This is a genomic window from Mesorhizobium sp. M0174 (assembly GCF_040322275.1).
Lineage (GTDB): Bacteria > Pseudomonadota > Alphaproteobacteria > Rhizobiales > Rhizobiaceae > Mesorhizobium.
In genome coordinates this window covers 211927-232210 of record NZ_JAMYTB010000001.1, presented here as the reverse complement: position 1 = coordinate 232210, position 20284 = coordinate 211927, and the positions used below count along the sequence as shown (strand labels likewise).

Annotated in this window: 19 protein-coding genes; 15 read left to right on the top strand and 4 right to left on the bottom strand. The window is 62.3% G+C overall.

Annotation, left to right across the window (positions count from 1 at the left end; all coding sequences use genetic code 11):
* Positions 1 to 147 precede the first annotated feature (147 nt).
* The 5 genes from NKJ13_RS01155 to NKJ13_RS01135 all read left to right on the top strand — a co-directional run bounded on the left by NKJ13_RS01155 (position 148) and on the right by NKJ13_RS01135 (position 4117).
* A complete protein-coding gene (locus NKJ13_RS01155; protein ID WP_352776977.1) occupies positions 148 to 957 on the top strand; it encodes a helix-hairpin-helix domain-containing protein in 810 nt (269 codons plus the stop codon).
* A gap of 157 nt (positions 958 to 1114) precedes the next feature.
* Positions 1115 to 2266: an aminodeoxychorismate synthase component I gene (locus NKJ13_RS01150; protein WP_352702793.1), complete on the top strand. Its 1152-nt coding sequence runs from the start codon at positions 1115 to 1117 to the stop codon at positions 2264 to 2266.
* Entirely contained in the window at positions 2215 to 2877 is a 663-nt protein-coding gene (locus NKJ13_RS01145; RefSeq protein WP_352702791.1) for an aminotransferase class IV family protein, read from the top strand. Before NKJ13_RS01150 ends, NKJ13_RS01145 begins: the two co-directional genes overlap by 52 nt.
* Positions 2878 to 2894: 17 nt before the next feature.
* Positions 2895 to 3182 (top strand): YciI family protein, encoded by a 288-nt coding sequence (locus tag NKJ13_RS01140; RefSeq protein WP_352702789.1) that lies wholly within the window; start codon positions 2895 to 2897, stop codon positions 3180 to 3182.
* A complete protein-coding gene (locus tag NKJ13_RS01135) occupies positions 3179 to 4117 on the top strand; it encodes a heme-dependent oxidative N-demethylase family protein (RefSeq protein WP_352736989.1) in 939 nt (312 codons plus the stop codon). The genes NKJ13_RS01140 and NKJ13_RS01135 overlap by 4 nt, the downstream gene beginning before the upstream one ends.
* A 107-nt stretch (positions 4118 to 4224) precedes the next feature.
* Here NKJ13_RS01135 and NKJ13_RS01130 read toward each other — a convergent pair whose 3' ends face one another.
* Together NKJ13_RS01130 and NKJ13_RS31555 are read right to left on the bottom strand one after the other, a co-directional pair.
* Positions 4225 to 4569: a DUF6640 family protein gene (locus tag NKJ13_RS01130; RefSeq protein WP_352736990.1), complete on the bottom strand. Its 345-nt coding sequence runs from the start codon at positions 4567 to 4569 to the stop codon at positions 4225 to 4227.
* A gap of 14 nt (positions 4570 to 4583) precedes the next feature.
* Complete coding sequence (locus tag NKJ13_RS31555; RefSeq protein ID WP_502901868.1) at positions 4584 to 4808, bottom strand: MoaF-related domain-containing protein; 225 nt, start codon at positions 4806 to 4808, stop codon at positions 4584 to 4586.
* A 117-nt stretch (positions 4809 to 4925) separates the two neighbouring features.
* On the opposite strand from NKJ13_RS31555, the gene NKJ13_RS01125 reads away from it, so the two are divergent.
* The 8 genes from NKJ13_RS01125 (at position 4926) to NKJ13_RS01090 (ending at position 14859) form a co-directional block, all read left to right on the top strand.
* Positions 4926 to 6152: a LacI family DNA-binding transcriptional regulator gene (locus tag NKJ13_RS01125; RefSeq protein WP_502901856.1), complete on the top strand. Its 1227-nt coding sequence runs from the start codon at positions 4926 to 4928 to the stop codon at positions 6150 to 6152.
* Between the two features lie 157 nt (positions 6153 to 6309).
* The gene (locus NKJ13_RS01120) at positions 6310 to 7548 is read left to right on the top strand and encodes a hypothetical protein (RefSeq protein WP_352736992.1); all 1239 of its coding nucleotides are present in this window, start codon (positions 6310 to 6312) and stop codon (positions 7546 to 7548) included.
* A 122-nt stretch (positions 7549 to 7670) separates the two neighbouring features.
* On the top strand, positions 7671 to 9116 hold the full coding sequence (locus NKJ13_RS01115; RefSeq protein ID WP_352736993.1) for a homospermidine synthase: 1446 nt from the start codon (positions 7671 to 7673) through the stop codon (positions 9114 to 9116).
* Positions 9117 to 9303: 187 nt separating this feature from the next.
* Positions 9304 to 9678, top strand: coding sequence for an outer membrane lipoprotein Omp10 (gene omp10, locus NKJ13_RS01110; RefSeq protein ID WP_254817073.1), 375 nt, complete (start codon positions 9304 to 9306; stop codon positions 9676 to 9678).
* A gap of 291 nt (positions 9679 to 9969) precedes the next feature.
* Complete coding sequence (locus NKJ13_RS01105) at positions 9970 to 12096, top strand: 5'-nucleotidase C-terminal domain-containing protein (RefSeq protein ID WP_352736994.1); 2127 nt, start codon at positions 9970 to 9972, stop codon at positions 12094 to 12096.
* A 150-nt stretch (positions 12097 to 12246) separates the two neighbouring features.
* Positions 12247 to 13311, top strand: a complete 1065-nt coding sequence (gene hemH / locus NKJ13_RS01100) for a ferrochelatase (protein WP_352736995.1) — start codon at positions 12247 to 12249, stop codon at positions 13309 to 13311.
* Between the two features lie 131 nt (positions 13312 to 13442).
* On the top strand, positions 13443 to 14390 hold the full coding sequence (locus NKJ13_RS01095; protein WP_352688032.1) for an SPFH domain-containing protein: 948 nt from the start codon (positions 13443 to 13445) through the stop codon (positions 14388 to 14390).
* A 4-nt stretch (positions 14391 to 14394) separates the two neighbouring features.
* On the top strand, positions 14395 to 14859 hold the full coding sequence (locus tag NKJ13_RS01090; RefSeq protein ID WP_352506338.1) for an NfeD family protein: 465 nt from the start codon (positions 14395 to 14397) through the stop codon (positions 14857 to 14859).
* Between the two features lie 13 nt (positions 14860 to 14872).
* On the opposite strand, the gene NKJ13_RS01085 is transcribed toward NKJ13_RS01090, so the two are convergent.
* A complete protein-coding gene (locus tag NKJ13_RS01085; protein WP_254817072.1) occupies positions 14873 to 15874 on the bottom strand; it encodes a KpsF/GutQ family sugar-phosphate isomerase in 1002 nt (333 codons plus the stop codon).
* A gap of 150 nt (positions 15875 to 16024) precedes the next feature.
* On the opposite strand from NKJ13_RS01085, the gene NKJ13_RS01080 reads away from it, so the two are divergent.
* On the top strand, positions 16025 to 17782 hold the full coding sequence (locus NKJ13_RS01080) for an outer membrane beta-barrel protein (protein ID WP_352736996.1): 1758 nt from the start codon (positions 16025 to 16027) through the stop codon (positions 17780 to 17782).
* A gap of 132 nt (positions 17783 to 17914) precedes the next feature.
* On the opposite strand, the gene galU is transcribed toward NKJ13_RS01080, so the two are convergent.
* Complete coding sequence (galU, locus tag NKJ13_RS01075; protein ID WP_352736997.1) at positions 17915 to 18820, bottom strand: UTP--glucose-1-phosphate uridylyltransferase GalU; 906 nt, start codon at positions 18818 to 18820, stop codon at positions 17915 to 17917.
* 230 nt (positions 18821 to 19050) lie between these two features.
* Here galU and NKJ13_RS01070 point away from each other — a divergent pair, with 230 nt between their 5' ends.
* Entirely contained in the window at positions 19051 to 20277 is a 1227-nt protein-coding gene (locus NKJ13_RS01070; protein ID WP_254816924.1) for a lytic murein transglycosylase, read from the top strand.
* Positions 20278 to 20284: the final 7 nt, after the last annotated feature.

Below are 20284 nucleotides of genomic sequence, written 5' to 3'. Positions count from 1 at the left end.
GGTTGTTGGCCAGGGGCAAACCGGTCGCCGACAGCTCGATCGAAGCCGGCTGTTCTGCAAATTGCGGAACCACCATCGAATGGTCCTTCGCCGAAGTCATGGCTCTACAGGCCAGGGCGGACGGATCGGACTGGAGAGAGAAAGATAATGGGCACTTTTTTCTACATGCTCCTGGCGTTCCTGGTAGGTGTGTTGGTTGGCTGGTTCATTTGGGGACGCCTGCGTGGCGAACTCGACAGTTTGCGCGGCGATCTAGACCGCACGCGCAGCGAACGCGACAGATTGCGGGCCGATAGCGACCGTCTGACCGGTGAGTTGGATGCATGCGGCCGTGCCCGCGCCGATCTCGAACGCCGGCTGGGCGAGGCGAAAACCACCCAGGCGCCAACCGCGAAGGCGGCAACAGCCAAGGCGCCAGCCGCCAAGACCGGCGCGACCAAAGCCGCGATGCAGGCGCCGTCAACGCTGATTTCGACATCCGCACCAGCCAAACCGGCGCCGAAGAAATCTGCAACGGCGAAGGCCGCGACCGCGCCACGCGCAAGTGCCGCGAAAACGGCAACACCGAAACCGCCTGCATCGAAAGCGAGCGCCGCGCCGACGACCGCGCCAGCGGCAAGCAAGGCTGCGCCAGCGGCAAGCAAGGCCGCGCCAGCTGCAAAGAAAGCCGCGACCGGCAAGGCAACAGCCACCGCGGCAGGCAAAGCCAACGATCTGCGTCGCCTGATCGGCATCGGCCCGACCAACGAGCGGCTGCTCAAAGGGCTTGGGGTCACGACCTATGCCCAGATCGCCGCCTGGACGCCCGACGATGTCAAGCAGATCGAGGCGACGTTGAATTTCGACGGCCGCATCGAACGTGAACGCTGGATCGAGCAGGCGAAACTGCTTGCCGCTGGTGACGAGAAGGAATTTGCGCGCCGCTTCCCGACCGCGGGGGAAGCCAGCAACACCTGATCCATCGCAAGGTGGCATTTTGGAACAAGGCGGCGCCCACTGGCGCCGCATTTGTTTTTGCCGCCGCGCCTTTGCGTCTTGAGACGCCGCTCCCTCGATTGCACACGGTCGAGCCCCCATATAGATCGATCGCTGGTGACCGCAGCATTCGAGCCTTATGTCCCTGCCCCTGCCCTTTGCAATTTTCAGGAACGACGAGACCGCGCGGCAGCTCGTTTTCGACCGGCCGGCCGAGATAATCGCAGCGCATGGCGAGGCGGACTTTTTGCCTGCCCTGGAAGCCGCGCAGGTAGCACATGACGGCGGCAAATGGCTGGCCGGTTATTTCTCCTACGAGGCCGGTTACCTGCTCGAACCCAAGCTCGTTCCGCTGCTGCCGGCCGGCCGCCGCGCCCCGCTTTTTTGCCTCGGCGTGTTCGATGCGCCGGTCGAGGAGACGGTCGCGCCAGGCGATCTGCCGGCTAGCAACGGCCCAATCTTCGACGCCAAGGCAGCCTGGTCTTCGGACGACTACGCCAAACGCTTTGCCAGGCTGCATGACCACATCCGCAAGGGCGACTGCTACCAGGGCAATCTGACCTTTCCGGTCCATGCGCAATGGTCGGGCGATCCGCTGGCCGCCTTCAACGCGCTGACCGAACGCCAGCCGGTGAAGTATGGCGCGCTGGTCGCGTTCGGCGATCCGATCGTCTTGTCGCGTTCGCCCGAACTGTTCTTCGAGGTCGACGCGGAAGACATGATCGAGACGCATCCGATGAAAGGCACTGCGCCGCGCGGCGCCACCAAGGCCGAGGACGATCGCCTGAAAGCGTTCTTGCGCAACGACGAGAAGAACCAGGCCGAGAACCGGATGATCGTCGATCTCCTGCGCAACGACATCTCACTGATCAGCGAGGTTGGAACGCTCGATGTGCCGGAGCTTTTTCGCATCGAGAGCTACCCGACGGTCCACCAGATGGTGAGCCGCGTGCGGGCAAAACTTTTGCCCGGCCTCGCCATCCGCCAGATTTTCGCCGCGCTGTTCCCCTGCGGCTCGATTACCGGCGCACCGAAGATCCGCGCTATGGAGATTCTGCGCGAGCTGGAAAGTGGGCCGCGCGATGTCTATTGCGGCGCCATAGGCTGGATCGCGCCCGGCGGCCGGATGCGTTTTTCCGTGGCGATCCGCACCATCTCGCTCTTTGCCAATGGCGAGGCGGTCTACAATGTCGGCGGCGGCGTCGTCTTCGATTCGACAGCCGAAGAGGAGTACCAGGAGTGTCTGCTGAAAGCCCGTTTCGCGACGGGAACACTGCCGATTTCGAACTGATCGAAACAATGCGCTGGGAACCCGGCTCCGGTTTCCTCCGTTTCGACCGCCATCTCGCGCGGCTCTACGGCTCGGCAAGCGAACTCGGTTTCGCCTGCGATCCGCAAAGGGTCGGCGAAGCGCTGATGAATGCGGTCGGCCGCCAACAGATCGTGTTGCGCACCCGCCTCGTCCTGTCGCGCAATGGCGAAGCAGCGGTTTCGGTACAGCCCTACGAGCCGCTCGCCGCAGACAAGGTCTGGACACTTCAACTGGCACGGGTGCGGCTTGATCCGAGCGACACGCTGCTGCGTCACAAGACCAGCCGCCGACAACCCTATACGCGCGCCCGCGCCGAATATCTCGCCAGCCGCGCCGACGAGGTGCTGCTCGCCAATGAGCGCGGCGAAATCTGCGAGGGCACGATCACCAACGTCTTTGCCGATTTCGGCGACGGCGTGCTGGCCACGCCGCGGCTCGATTGCGGCCTGCTGCCTGGCGTCCTGCGCGGCGAACTGCTGGATCAAGGCCGCGCCGGTGAAGCGGTCTACACGTGGAACGAACTGCAATCGGCCAAGGCGCTGTTCGTCGGCAACTCGCTGCGCGGATTGATCCCGGCGCGGCTGGGCTGAAGCATCTGGAGACAACAATGTTCGTGGTTTCGCTGAACTACAAGGTGCCGCTGACCGAGATCGACCGCCTGCAGCAAGCGCATGTCGAGTGGCTGAAGGCCTGCTATGCGCAAGGTATCTTTGTCGCCTCCGGGCCAAAGCGGCCAAGGACCGGCGGCATCATCATCGCGCGCGGTCCACGCGAGGAGCTCGATGCCAGACTGGCGGACGATCCCTTCGCCAAGGCAGGTGCCGCCGATTACGAAATCACCGAATTCACGCCGAGAATGGCCGCTGCCGCACTGGAAGCCTACAAAGAAGCATGAGTTTCCGCACACCGACCCACACACCCTATGACGGCTCGTCGAAACTGTTCACCATCGGGCTGAAGCCGCTCAATCTCGATAGCTGGATCGAGGTCGACGAATATCTGCTGCCCTATCTTGCCGAGAAACGCCGGCTTTATGCGGAAATTCCCGGCAAGGTTTTTGTCGAGGAGCAAACAACGCGCGACGCTCAGCGCGAAGTGCTCGATCTGCTCGGTGCGCATCTGGCGGCGAACTTTCCTGAGACCCACAGGCGTACCGACAATGCGATCGAGGTGATCGGCGGCATCGACAATCTCGAGGGCTCAGGCACCTCAGCTTCTTTCAGCGATGCGCCGCTTGTCGCGGCCTCGTTGCTCGTGCAGGAGGATTTGATCCTGATGCGCCGCGACGACAGCGGCTGGCGTCTGGCCGCCGGCTCGCTCTGCTTCCCGTCGTCATGGTCGCTGACCGAAAAATTCGGCAAGCCGCTGCAGCAGATCCACGCGCCGGTACCGGGTTTCGGCCCGGGCACACGCCCGGCCGATCTCATCAACCGCATGTTCGATGGCCTCCAGGGCCAAGCCGTCGAGCGCTACAACTGGTCGATCCAGGCGGGCGACGCACTCTACCATCCGCTCTCCAACATCGAACGCATCGACCGCGCCAGCAATCGCCCGTCGAGATTCCCGGACGGCGACATCGACGCTCATGCTTTCATCCGCGTCGAGCGTCAGACGCTGAGAAAGCTCCCGGTCTCCGGCGACATACTCTTCACCATCCGCATTCATCTCGACCCGCTCGCCGTGCTGGAGCGCCACCGCGATCGCGCGGCGCTCGCAGCGTCCTTTGCCGAACAACTTCTGGCGCTGGACGAGGCACAGCTCGACTACAAGGGGATGACCGCCGACCGTGACCGGTTGGTCGAGCGGCTCGGGGCGCTGGCGCTGTCCTAGAGCAGTTCGTCGTTTCACGGAAGCGCCGAACCGCTCTATCTCTTTGTCCTTGCTTGTTCTTGCGCAATTCCGGACGGAAAACCGTTTCACACTTTTCCTGGGATTCCCTAAATCGCAGCCACGCCCAGCAGCAGGATCGCGGACATCGCGGTAAAGACCGAGAGCATGGCCGCGAAGAACGCCCCATACATGGCCGCGGCCAATCCCCCGGCGAGATAGAGCCGCTCGGCTTCGAGTTGCCCCTTGATCCAGATAAGTCCGAGCGCAATCAGCGCCACTCCGGTGTAGCTCAACACCTGCCAGACGACGTGAAACCGGGCGTGGGGAGTCCAGAGCGGATTGGTGGCGTGGGTGGCGTTCAAGTCGGCTTTGATCGTCACCACACCGTAGCCCACGGTCGCGACGCTCAGCAGAATTCGAGCAAGCAGATGACTGTCGTAAGCGAGTTCCATCGCATTTTCCTCCCTTATGCAGGAACGACTTGAATGGCGCCCTGGGCACAGAAGAGCTGCCCATCGGCCAGCCGCGCATAATTATGGACGATCCCCTTCTCGTGGTCCTGCAACTGCACAATGAAGTTGCCGCTTTTCTCCGTCCAGCTCGCGAGCACGAGATTCTGGCGTACGCTGGTCAGGCCGACATTGACCACCTCGTCGATTTCGGTGGTCCCGATCGACGCCTGGATGTGCAATTCCTGCGGCGAGAGAAACGTCAGCGCGGCACGAAGGGGCCGAAAACGCAGTCGAAAGTCTTGCCGACGAGCGAGGCTGGAAAAACATCGGTTTCTGCCATCATTCTCTCCTTGGGCATGGCCGCTGCGGCCACGCCATTTTACGATCTTCAATGTCTAGTCGCAAAAATCCTCAGAATAAATGTTCTTGGAGCGCTCCAAGAGCCACGATCCGCCAATTTCGATTTTGAGTCAATAAAATTCTTGGAGCGCTCCAAAAAATGGTCTACCTCAGGGAAAATGAGTGAATCGCCAATGCCCACCCTAGCCGATGTCGGCAAGGCTGCCGGAGTTTCCCGGGGGACTGTCTCCAACGTCTTCAACCGGCCGGAGCTGGTCAGGCCTGAATTGCGCGAGCGCGTCGAAGCGGCCGCGCGAGCGCTCGGGTTTGGCGGCCCCGATCCGAAAGGACGATTGCTGCGGGACGGCAAGTTCAATGCCATCGGGTTCATGCCGCCTGGCGCCTACGCCATCTCCGAAGTGATGAGAAGCCCCTACGGCCGCGAGCTGGTGCTCGGCGTTTCGCTCGCCTGCGACGAGGCTGGTACGACGCTCAGCCTTATAAACGGCACCGATGACACGCGTTTCGCCAGCATCCGCGATGCGCTGGTTGACGGCTTTATCCTTGGTCACAGCGCCGACATTGGTCTCATAATTTCGGCGCAGAGACGGCGTCTGCCCTTCGTCATTCTCGAAAGCGACGCAGGTCCCGATATCAACTCGATAAAGATCGACGGCCGGAGCGGCGCGGTAGCTGCCGTCCGGCATTTGACCGGGCTGGGGCACCGGCATTTTGCCATCCTTTCAGTGCGCCGGACTCCCGGCCCGCCGATTGTCCGCATACCAGGCCAGGCAACGCGCCGGCTTCTGGCCGGCTTCCCGCTCGACGATGAAAGGCTCGACGGTTTCAAACAGGGTTTGGCGGAGGCGAATTTGTCAATCGATAATGTCCCGATCATCGAGACGATCCCAGGCGAGCCATCTGCCGGAGCAGTGGTGTTCGACAGGGTGCCTGAAGCAACCGCGATCCTGACCATGTCGGACTGGCAGGCGATCACGATATTGGACGAGGCGGTTCGCCGCGGCATAGACGTGCCGGGCCACGTATCGGTCGTCGGCTTCGATGGCACCGCCGAATCCGCACGCACCACGCCTCCGATGACCACTGTCGCACAAGACGTGATTGGAAAAGGCAGGCTTGCCGCCCGAATGGTCCTTGACAATGAAGCCCCCCGCCAGGTCGTTCTGCCGGTAGAACTGGTGGTTCGAGCCTCCACAGCCGCGCCGAGGACAAAAATCCGCTGAAACGGGCGGATGCGGCATCCGCACCAGGGGCGGCGTCGCAGCTTTTTTTCGCTGAGCAGCGTCTGGTGCTGGACGAGGCACAACTTGACTACAAGGGCCTGACAGCCGACCGTGACTGCTGGCGGACGACAACTCTAACTTGTGGCTTGGGGGAACAATGATCCAGCATCTTAGCAGGCCGGTCACGTTCATGGCCGCGATCCTGGTACTGTCGACAGCAGCCGAGGCAGAGCCGGTGACTTATGCCGGCAAGCTTGGAAAGAGCGATATCGTCGTCGAATTCACCGACGACCCCGCGGCGCCCGGCAGCCCGCTGGCCGGCCGCTATTTCTACCGCTCGAAGGGCGTCGACATCCCGCTGCAGGCCCGGTCCCAAAAGGGCAGCAGGTTCGAACTGGCCGAGGAGGAGGCATGCGGCGCCGACAATTGCGATGACGGAAAGGCCGCGCCGATTGCCGCCGTGTGGCGCCTGGCCTCATCCAGTAACGGCAAGACCCTTGAAGGCAGTTGGAACGGAAAGAGGGCGCTGCCGCTCAGATTGGAGCGGGTCGCAAGTCGGCAGGTGACCGGGAACGAGCCCGGCAGCCCGCTCGATCTCTACGATTTCAGCTTCATGAAGTTCTTCGCCAATGACACGCCGATCACCATGGAGACGTCCCCGTATGACTATCTGCGGCTGAACACTCAGCTTGATAACGGCAAGACGACTGGCTGGCCGGACGCGACCTACCGCTATATCGTCGACCCCCGCACCAAATTCGCCACGCCGCGCATTGTCGAACTGTCCGGCAACGTTCCGATCGAGGCCGCGAATGCTCTGCTGCAAGACAGGCACTGGCGCGCAAACATCGGCGCACTGGGCTGCGTGGCGGCGCAATATGCCGGTTTCAACGAAGGCGGGCCGATTGACGGCGTGAACGACGGCACGCTCGGAGGCTATGCGGACAGCACATTCGAAGTGAGCTCGCTGACGCCGCTGCTGATGAGCTGGCGGGAGTCCGGCGGCATCTTCTGCGGCGGAGCGCATCCGACCAACTATTCGGACGCCTACATCATGGATGTGCGGCGCGGCGTCCTGCTTGGCCTTCAGGACATTTTCTCGGATACGGTGGATGGCAAGCCCGGTCCTTCCCTCGTCTCCTTGGTCAAGCAGCGGCGCAAGAAACCGACCGATCAGACCGATATTGATCACGAAGCCGAATGCGGTATGGACGATCTCATCGGCGAATATTTGGCGGTCAGCCTCTGGCGTGAGGGCGACAAGCAGGTTCTGGTGTTCGGGCTCCAGACCCTACCGCATGCCATCCAGGCCTGCGCCGACGATCTGCTGGAACTGCCGGTCTCCGAGGCACATGCCCTCTTCAAGCCTGAATTCGCAAGACTGGTCGAGCCGTAGCCGGGATGGCGCGGCGTGAGGCCGGCCGTCCGCTTTTCGCTTTATTGTGACAATGATCTATGGTTTGTCGCGCCGCGGCCAAGCCGCTGTTCCGAAGCGTTTTTTGAGGGAGTAATCGATAAATGGCGAATGAAAACTGGCCCGTTTACGGTGAGATCACCGGCCCTGTCGTGATGATCGGCTTCGGCTCGATCGGACGGGGAACGCTGCCGCTGATCGAGCGCCATTTCAAATTCGACAAGTCGCGCATGACGGTCATCGACCCGGACGACGCCGACCGCAAATTGCTCGACGAGCGCGGCATCACCTTCATGCAGGATGCAGTGACCAAGAAGAACTACAAGAAGCTGCTGACGCCGCTTTTGACCAATGGCGGCGGCCAGGGCTTCTGTGTCAACCTGTCGGTCGACACTTCCTCGCTCGAATTGATGAAGCTCTGCCGCAAGCTTGGCGTCCTCTATATCGACACGGTGGTCGAGCCCTGGCTCGGCTTTTATTTCGACGAAAAGGCCGACAACGCCTCACGCACCAATTATGCGTTGCGCGAAACGGTGCGTACCGAAATCGCAAAGAATCCGGGCGGCACTACGGCGATCTCATGCTGCGGCGCCAATCCCGGCATGGTCTCGTGGTTCGTCAAGCAGGCACTGGTCAACCTCGCCACAGATCTTGGCCTCGACTTCGCGGAACCCGCGCAGCACGATCGCAAAGGCTGGGCCAAGCTGATGAAGAAGGCCGGCGTCAAGGGCATCCATATCGCCGAGCGCGACACCCAGCGCACCAAGAAACCCAAGCCGATGAACGTGTTCTGGAACACCTGGTCGGTCGAAGGCTTCATTTCGGAAGGCCTGCAGCCGGCCGAGCTCGGTTGGGGCACGCACGAGGCGTGGATGCCGAAGAACGCCAAAAAGCACAAGAACGGCTCGAAGGCCGCTATCTTTCTGGAGCAGCCCGGCGCCAACACGCGCGTGCGCACATGGTGCCCGACGGCCGGTCCGCAATACGGCTTCCTGGTGACGCATAATGAGGCGATTTCGATTGCCGATTTCTTCACCTTGCATGGCAAGAAGGGCAAGGTGCAGTACCGGCCGACCTGCCATTACGCCTATCATCCCTGCAACGACGCCGTGCTGTCGCTGCACGAGATGTTCGGTGCCGCCGGCAAGGCTCAGCCCGTGCATCACGTGCTCGACGAAAACGAATTGGTCGATGGCATCGACGAACTCGGCGTGCTGCTCTACGGCCACGCCAAGAACGCCTACTGGTACGGCTCGCAGCTGTCGCTGGCCGAGGCGCGCAAGCTGGCGCCCTATCAGAACGCCACCGGCATGCAGGTCACGTCGGCGGTGCTGGCGGGCATGGTCTGGGCGCTGGAAAATCCGGAGGCCGGCATCGTCGAAGCCGATGAGATGGATTACAAGCGCTGCCTCGACGTGCAGAACGCCTATCTGGGGCCGGTCAGGAGCTATTATACGGACTGGACACCGCTCGACAATCGGCCTGGTCTGTTTCCCGAGGACCTCGACACCAAAGACCCGTGGCAATTCCGCAACATCCTCGTTCGATAGCAGCGTTGCCTCGACACTCCGCCAGCTTGCAATCGCCCGGAAATCGGGCGATTGAAGAGGGGCGGCCTAGAGCGACGTGCGTCCATTTGGACGCACAAAGTACGCTCTAGCACTTTGAATGTGCGCATCGTGCTTTCCGAAAATCGGATCGATTTTCGAGCCGATGCGAGAGGAGAGGATCTTGATGATGACGATTGCGCAAAGACTGCTTTCGGCTGGCATTGCCGCGGCCGCTGCCGTCACGTTGGCGGCCTGCACCACCACCGGCCCGGGCGAGCCACCGGTGATCACCGCCAAAGGGGTCGAAGGCTCCTGGATCGACGCGCAGGGCACCGGATTATCCACCTTCAAGGGCGGCAGCTTCGCGACCGTCGCCACCGACACCGGCCAGAAGCTTGCCGATGGCAGCTACACCATGACCGGCGGCACCTCGGTCGAGATCCATGGCACTTCGCTGATCCGCCAGACGCCGATCAGCTTCAACTGCTTGATGGTCTCCACCAGCCAGCTCAATTGCACCAGCGCGAGCGGACAGAACTTTGTGCTGACCAGGCGCACCTGAAGTTCGATTCCGAATTGACTTTGCACAAGGCGGCGGCTTCAAGCCGCCGTTTTCTTGCGCCGGCAAAGCTGATGCCGATTTCCGCTTGCATCGACTGAAACGCGATGTGAACATGGCCCGAGAGGGCTGTTACATCCAAGTCAAACAAGAGCGTTAAACGCGTCTGCGCATGACCCCGAAAATCGGAGTCGATTTTCGGAAAGGATCATGCGCAAAATAAAAATGGTACAGCGTCCTTTGCGCGTCCCAAATGACGCGCGGCGCTGTACTCGAGTCATCCGGGAGACGAGAATGAAGAAGATCGCTGCCATCGCCGCGCTGTCGGCATCGGCGCTTGGCCTGTCGGCAGGGGCATCCTTTGCCGACTACACGCTGAACATCCTGCACATCAACGACTGGCACAGCCGCATCGAGAGCAACAACAAGTACGAATCGACCTGCTCGGCCGAGGAGGAGACCAAGGGTGAATGCGTCGGCGGCGCCGCCCGCCTCGTCACAGCGATCGCGCAGGAGCGCAAGAAGCTGGAAGGCCAGAACGTGCTGCTGCTCAGCGCCGGCGACAATTTCCAGGGCTCACTCTTCTACACGACCTACAAGGGCAAGACAGAAGGCGAATTCCTCAACCAGATGAAGTTCGATGCCGAGGCTCTCGGCAACCATGAGTTCGACGATGGCGAGTCGGCGCTGGCGCCGTTTCTCGACATGATCCAGTTTCCGGTGCTCGGCGCCAACGTGAAGGCCAATGCGCAATCCAAGCTCGGCGACCGCGTCAAGCCATCGATCGTGGTCGAGGTCGGCGGCCAGAAGATCGGCATCGTCGGTGCGGTCACCAACGACACGCCGGAGCTTGCCTCGCCTGGCCCGAACATCGCCATCGAAGACGACGTCAAGTCGATCACCGCCGAGGTCGAGAAACTGAAGGGAGAGGGCGTCAACAAAATCATCGCGGTCACCCACATCGGCTACAAGCGCGAGCGCGACGTGATCGCCAAGATCCCGGGCGTCGACGTGGTGGTCGGCGGCCACAGCCATTCGCTGCTCTCCAACACCGACCCCAAGGCGGAAGGCCCTTATCCGACGATGGTCGACAATCCGGACGGCTACAAAGTGCCGGTCGTCCAGGCGGCGTCCTATTCGAAATATCTCGGCGAGCTCAAGGTCGTGTTCGACGACAACGGCGTTGTCAAAGAGGCGAGCGGCGATCCCATCCATCTCGACAAATCGATCACGCCCGACCCCGCCGTGCTTGCCCGCATCAAGGAACTCGGCGCGCCGATCGAGGCTTTGAAGAACAAGGAAGTCGCCGAGACCACCAAGGCGATCGACGGCAGTCGGGAAAACTGCCGCGCCCGCGAATGCGAGATGGGCAATCTGGTCTCCGACGCCGTCCTCGACCGGGTCAGGGGCCAGGGTGTCGAGATCGTCATCTCGAATGGCGGCGGCTTGCGCGCCTCGATCGACCAGGGCACCGTCACTATGGGTGAGATTCTCACCGTTCTGCCGTTTCAGAACACGCTGGCGACCTTCCATATCTCCGGCAAGGATCTGGTTGCCGGCCTCGAAAGCGGCCTCAGCCAGGTCGAGGACGGCGCCGGGCGCTTCCCGCAGGTTGCCGGCCTGAAATATGCGTTCGACAGATCGGCACCGCCTAACGGACGCGTCAAATCGGTCGAGGTCATGGAAGGCGGCGTCTGGACGCCGATCAAGCCGGACAAGGATTACCTTGTCGCCACCAACAACTATGTCCGCCAGGGCGGCGACGGCTATAAGGTGTTCGCCGAGAAGGCCAAGAACGCCTATGATTACGGCCCCGGGCTGGAACAGGTCGTCGCCGACTACCTCGGCGCGCACCGGCCCTATACGCCCAAGCTCGACGGCCGCATCACCGAGATCGCCGCGACCGTGGCTCCGGCCGCGGAACCGGCCAAGCCTGCCGAACCGCCAAAACCTGCTGAGGCTGCGCCGGTAAAGCCTGCTGAACCGGCAATGCCCGAAATGCCGGCCGGCTCAGGCGACATTTCCAAGACACCGCCGGCCGTCCCGGCGGAAACCGCGCCGGCGGCACCCGCACCCGCCGAGCCGGCCCAGCCGGCGGCACCTGCGGCTCCGGTCACACCGGCTCCGGCGACCCCTGCTCCGGCCGAGCCCGCCGAGACAGCGCCGGCCCCGAGTCAGCCGGCCCCAAGTGAACCGGCGCCAACCGAGCCGGCAAAACCTGCCGAGCCCGCCAAGCCGGCTGAGCCGGCACCGGCCGAAGGCAGCCATGTAATCGTCGCCGGTGATACCTACTGGGATCTCGCGGTGAAGGCCTATGGCGACGGCACCAAATGGAAAATGATTTCCGATGCCAACAAAGCCTACGAGCCACGCCGGCTGCCGGTCGGCGCAACTTTGACGATCCCGGCGGCGTCGAAGTAATCCGGCCGCAGGAACGCAATGCACCCGCCCGGCAGACCGGGCGGGTGTTGCATTTCTGGGATAAGGTGCGGCCAGACGCAGCATTTGAAAACCGGCGCGGCATCGCTAATTTCGCCGCGGCACCGTTGGTTCGCGGTGTTGGAGAACCTCATGACGCTTGCCAACCCTGCTGAAATCAAAGCCGAGAAGACCGCCGCCTCGCCGTCGGCAGGGCGCCCTCCGGTCAGGACCGGCAAGGTCGGTGTCATGCTGATCAATCTCGGCACCCCCGACGGCACCGGCTTCAAGCCGATGTGGCGCTACCTCCGGGAGTTCCTGTCCGATCCACGCGTCATCGAGCTAAACAAGGCGATCTGGTATCCGATCCTCTACGGCCTGGTCCTCACCACCCGGCCGAGGAAGTCGGGCGCCAACTATGCCAGGATATGGAACCGGGAGCGCAACGAGTCGCCGCTGCGCACCTACACCCGCGCCCAGGCCGAGAAGCTCGGGCTCGCGCTCGGCGACCTCCCCAATGTCGTTGTCGACTGGGCGATGCGCTACGGCAACCCTTCGACCGCGAGCGTGGCCGAGAGACTGGTCGAGCAAGGCTGCGACCGCATCCTGTCTTTCCCGCTCTATCCGCAATATTCGGCGACGACGACTGCGACTGCCAACGACCAGTTGTTTCGCGCGCTGATGAAGATGCGCCGCGCTCCAGCCATTCGCTGCGTGCCGCCCTATTACAACGAGCCGGCCTATATCGAGGCGCTCGCCCGTTCGATCGAAAAGCATCTGGCGAACCTCGACTTCGAACCGGAAATTGTCATCGCTTCCTATCACGGCATTCCGAAACCCTATTCCGACAAGGGCGATCCCTACCAAGCCCATTGCCTCGAGACGACGCGGCTGCTGCGCGAAAAGCTCGGCTGGGATGAAAACAAGCTGATCACCACCTTTCAGTCGCGCTTCGGCGCGCAGGAATGGCTGCAGCCCTACACCGACAAGACGGTCGAAAGACTAGGGCGCGAAGGCGTGAAATCGATCGCCATCGTCAACCCGGGCTTTTCCGTCGACTGCATCGAGACGCTGGACGAGATCGGCAGGGAAGCGGCCGAGACCTTCCACCATGCCGGCGGTGAAAAGTTCACACACATCCCTTGCCTCAACGACAGTGCCGAGGGCATGGCGGTGATCGAGGCAATGGTACGGCGCGAGCTGTCCGGCTGGGCCTGAACAGATCACCCGTCTATTCACCGGCAATCCATAATCACCTGATTGTAACGTTGCTGAAACACACTTAAGTGTTTGATCAAGCCGGCCGCGTGGAACTGTCCGGCATGGCCGGCCTTTGAGGGGAGAGCCAAATGGGTTTCAGTGGTTTCGATATCGCGCTTCTTGTTCTTGTCGCCCTTGTCGTGCTGGTGCTTTTCAAAGGCATCCGGACAATTCCGCAAGGCTATAATTATACCGTCGAACGCTTCGGCCGTTACACCAAGACATTGAGCCCGGGCCTCAACCTCATCGTGCCCTTCGTCGATCGTATCGGCGCCAAGATGAACATGATGGAGCAGGTGCTCGACGTCCCGACGCAGGAGATCATCACGCGCGACAACGCCACCGTTGCCGTCGACGGCGTCGCCTTTTATCAGGTGCTCAACGCGGCGCAGGCCGCCTACCAGGTCGCCGGCCTGCAGAACGCTATCCTCAATTTGACGATGACCAACATCCGCACCGTCATGGGCTCGATGGACCTCGACGAGCTGTTGTCGAACCGGGACGCCATCAACGAGCGCCTGCTGCGCGTCGTCGACGAGGCCGCGCATCCCTGGGGCATCAAGATCACCCGTGTCGAGATCAAGGACATCAACCCGCCGGCCAATCTCGTCGAATCGATGGGCCGCCAGATGATGGCCGAGCGCAATAAGCGCGCCCAGATCCTCGCCGCCGAGGGCCTCAAGCAGTCGCAGATTCTGGAGGCCGAGGGGCGCAAGGAAGCCGCCTTCCGCGACGCCGAGGCGCGCGAGCGATCGGCCGAGGCTGAAGCACGCGCCACGCAGGTGGTGTCGGAGGCGATTTCCAAGGGTGACGTGCAGGCGCTCAACTACTTCGTCGCGCTGAAATACACGGAAGCGCTGACCAGGATCGGCTCCGCGACAAACAGTAAACTCGTGCTGATGCCGATAGAGGCTTCCTCACTGATCGGCACGCTTGGCGGCATTGGCGAAATCGCCAGGGAAGTTTTCAAGGGCGAAGGCACCGCCGGTCCAGCACGACAGGCCCGCCCGCCCGTGGTTCGTCCCAGCGAGACCTGAGGCCATGTTCGACCGCATTGTTTCCGAACTCGGCCCGTGGAGCTGGATGGTCCTCGGCCTCATCCTGCTGGTGATGGAGGTCATCGCGCCCGGCATTTTCATGCTGTGGATCGGCATTGCCGCGCTGTTGATCGGCGTCGTCTCGCTGCTCATCTGGGACGCCGGTTTCTGGACCTGGCAGGTCCAGGTCGTCGCCTTCCTCGTGCTGTCGCTGGTCTCGGCTTATGTCGGCAAGCGGCTGGTGGGCGGACGCCACGATGAGACCGACCAGCCTCTGCTCAACCGCCGCGGCGCACAGATGGTCGGCCGGACGGCGACCCTTGCCGAGCCGATCAAGAATGGGCGCGGCCGCATCAAGCTGGGCGACACGTTGTGGCGTGTCTCCGGCCCCGACCTCCCGGCCGGCACGCAGGTGCGCGTGACGGGTGCCGCTGATACCGATCTGGAACTGACGGTCGAGGCGGTCTAGAAAACTCGCCAGACTAGGCAGCACCGATACGCAGCAGGTCGTGCAGATGGACGAGCCCGATCGGCCGCCTGCCTTCGACCACCATCAGGCTGGTAATGGCCGAGTCGTTGATCGTCTGCAGCGCCGTCGCCACCAGCGTGTCGGGCGCGGCCATTTTTGGCTCTCTGGTCATCACCTGATCGACGCTCATGGCCAAGAGATCGCTGCCGATATGGCGCCTGATGTCGCCATCGGTGATGATGCCGATCAGCTTGCCGTCCGCCGCAGTCACCGCCACGCAGCCAAACCCCTTGCGCGACAATTCGAGGATTGCCTCGCGCATGCCGGTGCCGGACGACACCAGCGGCAGCCTGTCACCGACATGCATGATCTCGCGGATCTGAGTCAGGTTGGCTCCGAGCTGGCCGCCGGGATGGAACGTGCGGAAATGGTCCGGGGTGAAGCCGCGTGCCTCGAGCAGCGCGATGGCCAGCGCATCGCCCATCACCATTTGCAGCAGCGTCGAGGTCGTCGGCGCAAGGCCGTGCGGGCAGGCTTCCGGTGCTCGCGGCAGCAGAAGCACCACGTCGGCCGCACGCGCCAGCGCCGATTTTTCGCCCGCGGTGACCGCGACCAGCGGGATCGAGAAGCGCCTCGAATAGGCGATGATGCCCTTGAGCTCGAGGCTTTCCCCCGACCACGACAGGGCGATGATGGCGTCGTTCCTGGCGATCATGCCGAGGTCGCCGTGATTGGCTTCGGCAGGGTGAACGAAGAAGGCCGGCGTGCCGGTCGAGGCGAGCGTTGCGGCAATCTTCGAGCCGATATGGCCGCTTTTGCCGACCCCGGTGACGATGACGCGGCCATCGATCTGCGACACCATGTCGACGGCCCGTGCGAACGGCTCGGCCAGCCCGTTTTCGAGCGCGTCGGCCAATGCCGCGACGCCGGCCTGCTCTGTCGCCACCGTTCTCAGCGCCGAGGCAATCGCGGCCTGCCCGTCGTGCCGCTTCCTGTCTGGGGATTTCACGTCCATGGACGATGCGATTAGCGCTTCGGCACGCGCCTGTCCAACGGAATTGCCGCTCCGAACACCCTGACGGGCCATCCCTCAACGCTCCGTTAACCATCCCCATTTACGGTTTCGTAAGTATGGCGCGCGTGCGCCGCGCAAGCAGTGGTGCCGATGTCCGGGTTTCAGCCTCAAAACAAAATGGGACGAAAGGGCAAGGCGGTCTGCGCATTGCTGCTGGCAACCAATGTCTTTGCGTTGTCGCGCCCGACACTGCTTTGCGCCCAGGAAACCGAGCTGCGCGGCGAGGTTTCGGAATCGACAATCCTGGACGACCAGCAGTACAAGATCAGGCAAACGAGCATGGCTGGAACCCAAGCCGCCCAGGCTGCTGCAACCCCCAACGACAATACGCCGCTGCCTACCTATCGCCCGGCCAGCCAGGGGGCGTTGCCTGACGACGGCACGGGCGAAGCGGCCGCAACCGGCGGCACTTTCGATCCGCCGGCGGCCAGCGGCGACCCATTTCCCGACAACCCCGCTCCGCCGCCGCGACGGCGGCCAAGCGCAACGCGCGCCGCCAATGCGGCCAACGTCGAAGCCGAGACCGCGGACAGCCATACGAGCAAGAGAACAGCGACTGCAGCGACGACCAAGGACACCGATACCGCCGCCATAGACGAGCAGGATACGGCCAACCGCCGTGCGGTGACCATCGATTCCGCCGAAAGGCTCAGGCTCGACCCCGGCGCCGAGCGCACCGAAGCCATCGAAGGCCAGAACAAAAAGAACGAGGACGACCCGTTCGCCGCCACCGGCATCAAGCTCGGCTCGTTCGTGATCCGGCCGACGCTCGAGCAAGGCCTGACGTCTTCGACAAACGCCGATTCGAGCAGCCTCGGCAAGCCGGCCCTGCTGTCGGAAACGACGCTGCGCTTCAACGCCGTCTCCGATTGGCGGGAGAATTCGGCGACGGTTGAGGGCTATGGCATCTTCCGCGAAACCTTGTCCGGCTATGACATTCACGAGGCGCAAGGCCACGTCGACGGCACACTCAACATCGATCTCGACAATGATCTGCGCGCCATCGCCAAGCTGGGCTATGAGGCCGTGCCCGAATCGGCCTCGGCGCCGGACGCAGTCGTCGGCGCCGTTGGCCAGCCGGTGCGCCAGACAGTGAACGGCAGTCTCGCCGTCGAGAAGGATGCCGGCAAGATGCGCTTCGCGCTGACCGGCGCGGTCGAGCACGACATCTTTGGCGACGCTAAGCTTTCGTCGGGCGGATCACTGTCGCAGAAGGGCCGCGACTCGACGCTCTACACGGCCATTTTGCGCACCGGTTACGAGATCTCGCCTGCCATCACGCCGTTCACCGAAATCGAGATCGGCCGGCGCGCTTATGATTTGCGCGTCGATCCAAACGGCTTCCAGCGCTCCTCGACCAGGCTTGGCGCACGGGCCGGCGTCGAGCTCGATCTCCGCGAGAAGCTTACCGGCGAGTTCTCGGTCGGCTGGCTGCGCGAAGCTATCGACGACGACGCCCTGCCGGCTATTTCGGGCGCGACGGTCAATGCCGATCTCAAATGGTCGCCGGAACGCGGCACCACGATCGGGCTCACCGCACAGACGACCGCCGAGAACACGACGAATGCGGGCGAAAGCGGCTCCATGCTCTATTCCGGCAGCCTCACGGGCGAGCGGCAGATCCGCGCCAACCTGACCGGAAATGCCGCGCTCGGCCTTGAATGGCGCGACTATACCGGCTCCGACGATCATGATTTGACGCTGAGCGCCGAGGCTGGGCTGACGTGGTGGCTGAACCGCTACACCGGGCTCACCACCCGCGCCAGGACTGAAAAACTGACCAGCAACCTGGTTGGGCGCGACTACACGGCCAACAGTATCTTCGTTGGCTTGAAGTTGCAGCGCTAAATGCATATCGCGCAAAAGTGTGCAGCGGTTTTGCGATAACGACTTGCATAAAAACAAGAACCTAGGTGCGTCGCATGAGGCCCGTCGAACGCGGCGCGCTTTCGCCGACCAGCGCGGCAACCGGTGCTGACACTATAAGGCTAGGCCGCGGCGCTCTGACGGCGCGAGTTCGTCGAGAAGTGTGCGAATGACACCTGCCATGCTTCCATTCATGTCGCTGCGCCACAGCGCGAAGGCAACGTTGGCCTCGACGAAGCCTTCGGGCGAGCCGCAGTCGAACGTGCGCCCGCGATAATGATAGCCGTAGAAGGGCTGTTGTTTCTGCAGTTTCAGCATTGCATCAGTGAGCTGGATCTCGTTGCCGGCGCCTTTTTCCTGGCCTTCGAGTATCTTGAATATCTCAGGCTGCAGGATGTAGCGTCCGTTGATGTAGAGGTTCGACGGCGCCGTGCCGGTCTTCGGCTTTTCCACCATGCCGGTGATGCGGAAACCGTGATGTGCGTCATCGCCGCGGCCGACAATGCCGTATTTGTGCGCCTCGGCCGGATCGCATTCCTGCACGGCGACGATGTTGTTGCCGGTCTCGGCGTAAAGCTCGACCATATCCTTCATGCAGCTTTTTTCCGACTGCATGATCATGTCGGGTAACAGCAGCGCAAAGGGCTCGTCGCCGACAAGCTCGCGCGCGCACCAGACGGCGTGACCAAGGCCGAGCGGTACCTGCTGGCGGGTGAAGCTGGTCTGCCCCGGCGCCGGCTGCAGCCGCTGCAGGCGGGCGAGCTGGTCGTCCTTGCCGCGCTGCGCAAGCGTGTCGTAGAGCTCGAACTGGACATCGAAGTGATCCTCGATGACCGCCTTGTTGCGGCCGGTCACGAAGATGAAATGCTCGATTCCGGCATCGCGCGCCTCATCGACCACATACTGGATGACCGGCCTGTCGACGACCGTCAGCATTTCCTTGGGAATGGCCTTGGTAGCAGGGAGAAAGCGCGTGCCGAGACCGGCAACCGGGAACACTGCCTTGCGAACTCTCTTCATGTGCCAATTATCCATTTGCATGCCTGTTCGGCAATCCCGATTCGAGACATTTTCATGCCGAAATCGAGGATTACTGAACGGCGGGTCATAAATCTCAGCTGATGCGGGTCATAAATCTCAGCTGATAAAGCATTGACGCATCTTTTCACCCCGCACGGCACCTATGGTAAACCAAATGCTAACCGGGTTCGGCGATGAATAGTCTTCCTGAGATGAAGAAGGAGGAAAAGATGTCCGTTCGCAACGCCGCAAGGCGCTTCACCAGCGTCCTGACGGCCGCCAGCCTCTCGCTTGCTTTGCTCATGCCCAGCGGGCCGGCTTTTGCCGATGCCGGCTTCCGCCAATGGGTCGCCAGCTTCCGTGCTACCGCCGTGGCGAGCGGCGTTTCCGGCTCCGTCTACGACCAGGCATTCAAGGGCATCAACGATGCTGACCCGGTGGTGCTGGAAAAGGCTCGTACTCAGCCCGAATTCACCGCACCCGCCTGGGATTATTTCGACAACCGCGTCCATGACCAGTCGGTCGCCGTCGGCCAGCAAATGGCAAGGAAATGGAAGCCTTGGCTGGACAGGATCGAGGCAAGATACGGCGTCGACCGCTACATCCTGCTGGCCATCTGGTCGATGGAATCGAACTACGGCGAAACCCTCAAGCGCGATGATATCATGCGCAATGTCGTGCGCTCGCTGGCGACGCTTGGTTATGCGGACCCCAAGCGAGCGAAATTTGCCCGCACCCAGCTGATCGCGGCGCTGAAGATCCTGCAGACCGGCGACATCGACGAAAGCCATCTCAGCGGCTCATGGGCCGGCGCGATGGGCCATACCCAGTTCATCCCTACCAGCTACCTGTCCTATGCGGTCGATATGGACGGCAACGGCAAGCGCGACATCTGGAATTCGATTCCCGACGCACTGGCGACAGCCGCCAATTTGCTGCGGAAGAACGGCTGGCAGGCAGGCAAGACCTGGGGCTATGAAGTCAGCCTTCCGGACGGCAAGAAGCTGCCCGGAGGCTCGAAGTCGCTGTCGCAATGGCAGGCGCTGGGCGTCACCCGTGCCAACGGCAAGCCGTTCAAGAACGGTGCCGACAAGGCGACGTTGAAGCTGCCCGGCGGCCGCGGTGGGCCGGCTTTCCTGATGATCACGAATTTCTCGGTCATCAAGCGTTACAACAATGCCGACAAATATGCGCTCGCCGTGGGCCTTCTTGCCGACGAAATCGCCGGCTATGGCGGGCTTGTGCAGGACTGGAAGCGACCGTTTACCAAGCTCTCCTTCGAGGAAAGGCAGGAGCTTCAGAAGCGACTTTCCGAGCACGGCTTTTACGACGGCAAGTTCGACGGCAAGATCGGTGACGGATCGAAAACCGCCATCATGGCCTTCCAGGCAAAGGCCGGCTTGACCCAGGACGGGTATCCGAGCAAGGAAGTGCTCAAATGGCTCAGGCAGAACTAGAGCCAGT